Raw genomic sequence first — 7645 nt, 5'->3', positions numbered from 1 at the left:
GCCTTTGCTTTGAAAGATAGAATTTATTATAACGCTCTAAAAAACGCAATGAAACAAATTAATGAGTTATCAACAAATAAATATCAAAATGTGGCGTAATCGTGAATGTTTTGCGTAAGGTCAGTCACTAATTAAGGACATACAAATTTTCTTATATTGAACTCAGGTTAAAATGCACAACGGGTAAGCATTAATCCTTTTGAATATCTTTTAAAACCAATTGTAAACTTGTATAGCCATTCCAATGGTTTTCATCAATACAAAACGCTACTTTAAATGTGTTTTTTTGCTGAATTAAGGATAATTTATTTCCTAAATTAAAACCAATTGCATGATATGTTTTTTGATTGACACCTTCAATAATATTTAATTTTAAGTGGGTTTTATCTTCACCAACCGTTTTACCAAATCCATTATCATGTAAGTCCGTTGCCATAAAAGTAGGCTTCATATTTTGTGGCCCAAAAGGAGCTAATTGATTTAAAATTCGATAAAATTTAGGAGTAATTTCCGATAAACTAATTTCTGCATCAATACTAATTTCTGGAGTTCTAGATTCTTCAGAAATGGTGTTTTTTACTACTTCTTCAAATTTTTGCTTAAAATTTTGATAATTTTCTTCTTTTAGAGTCAAACCTGCCGCGTATTTATGTCCACCAAATTGCTCCATAAATTCGGTACATTGTTCTAATGCATTATACACATCAAATCCTTTAACTGAACGTGCTGATGCTGCCAATTTATCACCACTTTTAGTAAAAACTAAGGTTGGTCTATAATAGGTTTCAATTAATCTTGAGGCGACAATACCAATCACACCTTTATGCCAATTTTTATCATAAACAACGGAGGTGTAATTATCTTTTTCGCCATTTTCTTCAATTTGTTGAAGTGCTTCAATAGTAATGGATTTATCTAATTCTTTTCTATCTGAATTATATTTTTCTATAGCTCCAGCAAATTCAACAGCAGTTTCAAAGTCTAATTCCGTAAGCAATTCCACTGCATAATTTCCATGTTTAATTCTTCCAGCAGCATTAATTCTAGGTGCAATTATAAAAACCACATCGGTAATAGTTAATTCCTTTTTTTTAAGCTGATGAATCATGGCTTTTATGCCATTTCTTGGATGCTGATTAATTACTTGCAATCCATAAAAAGCTAAAATTCTGTTTTCACCAGTAATTGGGACAATATCTGCAGCAATAGCAATAGCTACTAAATCTAAATATTCCACCAAATCATCAATAGTTTGATTTCTATTAGTTGCCAACGCCTGAATTAATTTAAATCCAACACCACAACCACACAATTCTTTGTAAGGATATTCACAATCTTCACGTTTTGGATCTAAAACAGCAATAGCAGCTGGGATTTCATTTCCCGGCCTATGATGATCACAAATAATAAAATCGATTTCTTTTTTAAAAGCGTAAGCTACTTTATCAATGGCTTTTATACCACAATCTAGAGCGATGATTAAAGAAAAATCATTGTCCTCAGCAAAATCAATTCCTTTAAATGAAATGCCATACCCTTCATCATATCTATCTGGTATATAAGTTGCTACATTCGGATAAAAAGTTTTTAAATAGGATGAAACTAAGGAAACGGAAGTAGTTCCATCCACATCATAATCACCATAAATTAAAATATTTTCATCATTTTTAATCGCTTTTTCAATTCGATTAACAGCCAAATCCATATCTTTCATAGCAAATGGATTGTGCAAATTGGCTAAGTTTGGACGAAAAAAATCTTTAGCCTCATCAAAAGTTTCAATGCCACGCTGTACTAATAATTTTGCTAACGTAGTTTCAACTTGTAAAGTGGCACTTAGTTGTTTAACTTTTTGAGGATTTGGTGATGATTTTAGTTTCCATTGCATAGCGTTACTTTTTCCTCAAAAGTAGTTAAATTATTTTATTGATTTATGTATTTAATTTCGGTAGTTACTTTTGCAAACTGGCGAAACATTTCCATAACACCACAATAACGCTCAACAGATAAATTTACCGATTTTTCAATTTTATCTTTTTTAAAATCGCTTCCGAAAAATTGATACGTAACATGTACTTTATCGTAATATTTTGGGTGCTCATCCGTTAAATTTGCTTCTACCAATACATTAAAATTAGCTACTTCAGCACGCATTTTTTTTAATAACGAAATTACATCCATAGCGGTACAACCAGCCAATGAGGTTAACATCATTTTTTTAGGACGTAATCCTTTTCCTTGTCCACCAACAACTTCATCAGCATCAATTAGTACACTTCCTTCGTCTGTAACTGATTCAAAAAGCATTTTACCTTTCCAACTAACTTCTATTTTATTTATCATAATTATTTTTATTTTGAAGATGTAAATTTAAAAGAAAAATTATTAAAACTATAAATTGACGTTTAATTGTTTTGTACTTTTGAAATGTTTTTAGTGGATTACAATGAAATGCAACTTACTACTTCTTCTTATTTTTAATTTTTTGTTAGTGTCTGTCACTTGTTATACTCAAACAAGCACTCCTCCAACTATTACAGCAACAGGAAATCAAAATTATTGTCCACTTTCTAACATAAATATTGTTACAGATTTTGATATTATTCCTGGTGATGAACAAATTGATGCCGTTTTTATTCAAATTTCAGAAAATTATAGTAATGGTGAAGACACTTTATTTTTAACAAATATAACTGCACATCCTAATATTTATACAACTTGGATTGCTTCTGAAGGAAAATTAAAACTAGAAGTAATTACTCCTTCTACAACAAGTTATACGGATTTAATAGCTGCAGTTAAAGATATTATTTTTACTAGCACTAGTACAACCATTTCTGGGCAAAAACAATTTTCATTTACTGTTGATGAAGCTAATTATTTACCTTCAACTGGGCATTATTATGAATATGTTTCCGATGTTGGAATTAGTTGGACGGATGCAAAAACAGCTGCTGAAACAAAAACACACTACGGATTACAAGGTTATTTGGCTACAATAACCACACCCGAAGAAGCACAGTTAGCAGGTAAACAAGCTGAAGGAACTGGTTGGATTGGAGCAAGTGATGAAGAAACTGAAGGAACTTGGAAATGGATGACAGGGCCTGAAACAGGAATGACTTTTTGGATAGGTAACGCTAGCGGAACAACCTCTGGCACTGACATTCCGTTTGCTAATTGGAATACCGGAGAGCCAAATAATTTAGATGACGAAGATTATGCACATGTTACCGCCCCAAATGTTGGAATTACTGGTTCTTGGAATGATTTAAAAAATACTGGTGAAGTTTCTGGTGATTACCAACCAAAAGGATATATTGTTGAATATGGTGGGATGCCAGGAGATCCTACTTTAAATTTATCTGCTAGTACAAAAATTACCGTTCCTTCTATTATTTCTGTGAATCCTGCTGAAAATTGCGGTGCTGGTTCAGTAATATTAAATGCTACAGCATCTGCTGGTGATGTACTTTGGTTTGATTCTCTTACTAGTTCAACGCCTATTTTTACAGGAACCAGTTTTTCTACTCCTATTTTAACTTCTACCAAAACTTATTATGTATTGGCATCAGTTGGTGGATGTTTACAAGGAGAACGTAAACCTGTAATAGCAACTATTAACACTATACCAACCATAACTTCAACAACAGACGATACTATTTGTGATGCTGGCACTGCAACTTTAAAAGCAACAGCTTCTGAAGGAATAGTAACTTGGTACGAAACATTAATTGGAGGAACATCTATTTCAACAGGAGAAAGCTTTGAAACTCCATTTATTTCTGAAAATAAAACGTATTATGTGGAAGCCGTTTCTAATAGCTGTTCCTCATCGTCAAGAATTCCAATACAGGCAATTGTACAGTACACAAAAACATCAATAAATTTAAATCTTTCTTTAAATAATTTTGATATCATTGATAATTCAAATAATAATTCTATAACTATTAAAAATGTAGCTAGTTTTGGAAATGGAGCTTATACTTTTTCAATTGATAATATTGATGGTCCTTATCAAGAGTCCACAACATTTGAAAACTTAACTTCAGGTTTTCATACTATTTTTATACTCGATAATACCATGTGTGGATTTGATAAAATCGAAATTCCTATTTTAGGATTTCCAAAGTATTTTACACCAAATAATGATGGTATTAATGATACTTGGCAACTTAAAGGTTTTTCATCAGATATATATCCTATTTCTAAAATTTTTATATTTGACAGATTCGGAAAATTAATAGGTGAAATAAATCCAATAAGTAATGGATGGAATGGAATTTTTAATGGTAAAACATTACCTTCGTCAGATTATTGGTTTACCGTAAAACTAACTAATTCTTTAGGGATTATAACAAATTACAGAGGACATTTTAGTTTATTAAGACCATAATATTTTGATTATTGATTCAACAGATAACAAATGCTAAAGTTTAAAAATATAGTTAACACCATAAAAAAAATACCTTTTCTACTAAGTTTTGTGGCTGTTATAGGTATCATAATTGATTATGGCGTTTACCAATCTGAAAATTTTGAGCAAAAATTATTTTGGTTATATATTATAACCATTGGTATTGGTATTTTAGCAAATATTTTTCGCTTTTTTTACAAAAAAAGCATTCCTAAATTAAAAGCATTAATTTTTGATGTCCTTTTTTCAATTATTCTTTTAGCACTATTATTTCATCATTTAAAACTATATAATATTAATTTTTTAAATGATAGAATTTGGCTACAGTTAGGAACTTTTATTGTATTTATCCGTGAAATTTCATTGATAGATTTTAACTTATTAAAAGAAAAACTAAATCCCGCACAACTATTTGTATTAAGCTTTTTCACCATAATTATAATAGGTGCAATATTGTTGATGCTTCCAAAATCTACTCATAACGGAATTACTTTTGTAAATGCTTTATTTACCTCTACAAGTGCCGTTTGTGTAACGGGTTTGGTTGTTGTAGATACTGGTACTTATTTTACTCATTTTGGTCAAGTTATTTTAATATTTTTAATGCAATTAGGTGGATTAGGTGTTATGACTTTTGCTAGTTTTTTTAGCTACTTTTTTAAAGGAGTTTCTTCTTATAAAAATCAACTTATGTTGAGTGATATGACCAATTCTGAAAAAATTGCAGAAGTATTTAGCATTATAAAAAAGATTGTTTTAGTTACTTTTTCAATTGAAGCAATTGGTGCAATCTTAATTTTTAGAAGTTTAAGTCCATCTCTTATTCCTGACTTAAATAGCCGAATATTCTTTTCCATTTTTCATACTGTTTCTGGATTTTGTAATGCTGGTTTTTCAACACTAACCGATAATTTATACGAAATTGGATATCGATTTAATTATCCTTTACACATTGTAATTGCATTTCTTATTATTTTAGGGGGAATTGGTTTCCCCATTATTTTCAATTTCTTTAAATATTTGCGCCATTTAATTAAAAATAGAATTAAACTTCTTGAAAATAAAAAAGCAGTTCATATACCTTGGGTAATTAACATAAATACTAAATTAGTTGTAATAACTTCAAGCATATTAATAATTTTAGGAACTTTGTTTTTTTACCTTTTAGAATATAATCATTCTTTAGCAAATCAACCTGTTTTTGGTAAAATTGTAGGAGCCTTTTTTGGAGCAGTAACTCCAAGAACTGCCGGATTTAACACTATAAACATGGCATCATTACAAGCTCCAACTATTTTATTAATTATATTTTTAATGTGGATTGGGGCATCTCCAGCTTCAACAGGTGGTGGTATAAAAACAAGCACTTTTGCCATTGCAACTTTAAATATTTTAAGCATTGCTAAACGAAAAACGAAAACTGAAATTTTTCATAGAGAAATTGCCGCTATTTCCATAAAAAGAGCATTTGCTGTAATTTCATTATCTTTAATTGTAATAGGGCTTTCTGTTTTTTTAATAACTATTTTTGATGGAGAAAAAAATATGATGGCAATTATTTTTGAATGTTTTTCGGCTTTTAGTACTGTAGGATTAAGTTTAGGAATTACTAGTTCACTTACAGATACTAGTAAAATTATTTTGGTGTTAACCATGTTTATTGGTAGAGTTGGTATGTTAACAGTATTAATTTCTTTTCTAAAAAAAGTAACACACACAAAATACAGGCATCCAACTGAAGAAATTTTAATAAATTAATTTCAATAAAAATGAAATATATAATAATTGGACTTGGAAATTTTGGTGCATCGCTTGCTCAAAGGCTTACCAAAGCAGGAAATGAAGTAATAGGCGTTGATAATAAAATGAGTAAAGTTGAAGCACAAAAAGAAAACATTACACATACCGTTTGTTTAGATTGTACCGATCCGCAAGCTGTATCTTATTTACCTTTAAAGGATACCGATGTGGTTATTATATGTATTGGTGAAAATGAAGGAGCTAATATTATGGCAACTGCACTAATGAAACGCTTAAAAGTTAAACGTTTAATTGGCAGAGCCGTTTCGGCATTACACGAAGGAATTTTAGAAGCAATGGGCGTTGAAGAATTTGTACACCCAGAAGATGAAACAGCTGAAAGATGGGCGAAAAAATTAAATCTTAAAGGAGTTATTGATTCATTTGAAGTTGAAGGGAATTACAGCATTATTGAAGCAAACGTTCCAAAAAAATATGAAGGAAAATCGCTATTAGAACTAAATTTAGGTAAAAATTTTAACGTTTTAGTTTTAACAACAATTAAAATTACAGAACAAAAAAATTTAGTAGGAATTAAAAGAAAAGTTAGAAAAGCTCAAGGAGTAGCAACATCAGAAACAATTTTAAATAAAGGTGAAATAATTGTTCTTTATGGCAATGTGAAAAATATTGAAAAATTATTAGCAGAAGATTAAAATCAATTTTTATAACTCGTTGTGCATTTTGATTCTTTAAACATCCTGTTAACATCAGGAGTAATTTTTGATAAAAAAGTGTATCAAGAACGACTATTTTTAACTAAAAAACCTATTTTTCGATACTAATTTTAAGGCTAAAAAGGCTAAAAGTCACTCAAATTGACGAAATTTTATCATAATGTACAATGGATTTTTACAATATATTTATAACTTTTGTTATTCTACAATAAGCAGTGAATACAAAAACAAAATTCCTAAAACAATGCCTTAATCATTTTTGCAACACCATCATTTTTATTCGAATCTGTAATTTTATCTGCAATTGCTAACACTTCTTCATTTGCATTAGCAACGGCAACTCCTAAACCAACCGCTTTTAACATTTCAATATCGTTATAATTATCTCCAAAAGCCACAATGTTTTTAATCGAAATTTCTGGAAAACATTTTTTTAGCAATACATCAATTGCTGTTTTTTTGGATACAGATTTATGTGAAATTTCAATGTAAGTTGGTTTTGAACGATACAACATAATTTCGTCAGAAAATTGCTTTTCTAACGATTTGTATAAAACATCAATTTCGGTCTAATAGACAAAAAGTAGGCTGATTTCAGTTGTAATTTTTCAAGTGGACAAAAAGTAGTGGAGTGTCTACCTTTGATGTGACAATTTTAATAAGCCCATAAATAATATATATTTGAATTATGGCAAGAACAAAGTATGACAATGAGTTTAAGGTTATGATAGTTGAACTATTAAAATCAGGG

General features: G+C 29.8%; 6 protein-coding genes. 3 read left to right on the top strand and 3 right to left on the bottom strand.

Features of this window, described 5'->3' with window-relative positions; all coding sequences use genetic code 11:
- Positions 1–190 precede the first annotated feature (190 nt).
- The gene (gene recJ / locus L3J60_RS13085; RefSeq protein WP_291976010.1) at positions 191–1888 is read right to left on the bottom strand and encodes a single-stranded-DNA-specific exonuclease RecJ; all 1698 of its coding nucleotides are present in this window, start codon (positions 1886–1888) and stop codon (positions 191–193) included.
- 35 nt (positions 1889–1923) lie between these two features.
- Positions 1924–2343 carry an OsmC family protein gene (locus tag L3J60_RS13080; RefSeq protein ID WP_291976009.1) on the bottom strand — a complete coding sequence of 140 codons (420 nt, stop codon included), beginning with the start codon at positions 2341–2343 and terminating at the stop codon, positions 1924–1926.
- A 148-nt stretch (positions 2344–2491) separates the two neighbouring features.
- Here L3J60_RS13080 and L3J60_RS13075 point away from each other — a divergent pair, with 148 nt between their 5' ends.
- The 3 genes from L3J60_RS13075 to L3J60_RS13065 are packed head-to-tail and all read left to right on the top strand — an operon-like array spanning position 2492 to position 6873.
- Complete coding sequence (locus L3J60_RS13075) at positions 2492–4396, top strand: T9SS type B sorting domain-containing protein (RefSeq protein WP_291976008.1); 1905 nt, start codon at positions 2492–2494, stop codon at positions 4394–4396.
- A 30-nt stretch (positions 4397–4426) separates the two neighbouring features.
- Positions 4427–6175, top strand: a complete 1749-nt coding sequence (locus L3J60_RS13070; protein WP_291976007.1) for a potassium transporter TrkG — start codon at positions 4427–4429, stop codon at positions 6173–6175.
- An 11-nt stretch (positions 6176–6186) separates the two neighbouring features.
- The gene (locus L3J60_RS13065; protein WP_291976006.1) at positions 6187–6873 is read left to right on the top strand and encodes a TrkA family potassium uptake protein; all 687 of its coding nucleotides are present in this window, start codon (positions 6187–6189) and stop codon (positions 6871–6873) included.
- Positions 6874–7130: 257 nt separating this feature from the next.
- On the opposite strand, the gene L3J60_RS13060 is transcribed toward L3J60_RS13065, so the two are convergent.
- Positions 7131–7457 carry an HAD-IIB family hydrolase gene (locus tag L3J60_RS13060; RefSeq protein WP_291976011.1) on the bottom strand — a complete coding sequence of 109 codons (327 nt, stop codon included), beginning with the start codon at positions 7455–7457 and terminating at the stop codon, positions 7131–7133.
- Positions 7458–7645 lie beyond the last annotated feature (188 nt).

This window comes from Lutibacter sp., assembly GCF_021647475.1.
GTDB lineage: Bacteria > Bacteroidota > Bacteroidia > Flavobacteriales > Flavobacteriaceae > Lutibacter.
Note: the sequence above shows the minus strand (reverse complement) of the source record. Positions and strands in the feature narration are given on the sequence as shown.